This is a genomic window from Micromonospora sp. NPDC049089 (assembly GCF_040648775.1).
GTDB lineage: Bacteria > Actinomycetota > Actinomycetes > Mycobacteriales > Micromonosporaceae > Micromonospora.
Genome location: NZ_JBEZEH010000389.1, coordinates 979 through 1,818, shown reverse-complemented (window position 1 = coordinate 1,818; position 840 = coordinate 979). Strand labels below are relative to the sequence as shown.

General features: G+C 68.5%; 1 protein-coding gene. It reads right to left on the bottom strand.

Annotated features, from left to right (window positions below):
- Positions 1 to 740: Wzz/FepE/Etk N-terminal domain-containing protein (locus tag AB0B48_RS32990; RefSeq protein WP_357208543.1), on the bottom strand; the 740-nt coding region annotated here is incomplete at its 3' end.
- Positions 741 to 840 lie beyond the last annotated feature (100 nt).

Here is an 840-nt window from a genome sequence, read left to right as displayed (position 1 = left end):
CGCAGCTTGCGGACCGCCTCGGCGCGCGCCGAGGTCGCGGCGTCGCCCACGATGAGCGGCGCGCTGCGGGCGTTGGCCTCGAACGGGATCTCACCGAGCAGCGGGCTGCCCGTGGCGCGTTGCAGGCCGGCGGCGTCGCGCAGTCGGACATCGGCGACGCCGCGCAGGATCGCCAGACCGATGCCGAGGAGCAGGCCGACCAGGCCACCGAGCGTGAGGTTGCGGACCGGCTGCGGCGAGACGGGGTTGGCGCTGACCCGCGGGCCACTGACGATCTCGATCTTGATCGGCGCCTTGCCCTCCGGTGTCGTCTCCACCTTCTGTACGAGTTCGACGAACTTGTTGGCGAGGCTCTCCGTCACGCGCAACGCGCGGGCCTGGTCGGTGTCGGTGACCGATGCCCGCAGCAGAACGGTGCCGGTCTCGGTGGAGGTACTCACCCGGCGCTGCACCTCGTCCGCGGTGAGGCCGACCGGAGTCTCGGCCACCACGCTCTGCGCCAGCCGGTCGCTGCTGAGCAGGTCAGCGTACGACTTGACACGCTGCTGGAGGAAGAGCCCGCCCTGGTAGGCGTCGGTGACGCCGGTGTTGGGGGTCGTGACGAAGAAGGTCACCGAGGCGACGTACCGAGGTTGGGCACGTACGGTCAGGAACGCCGAGACGCCGAGAGCCACCATGACCGTGACCAGCGCGACCCACCAGTGCCGACGCACGTGGCGCAATTGGCGGAGCAGGTCCATCAGGAGCGCCCCCGTACCGGTCCGGTTACGGCAAAGAACTTCACAAAAACCCCCAAGGTCGTCTTTAAACTCGTGAAACCATTAAAGCGGCTCATACGGC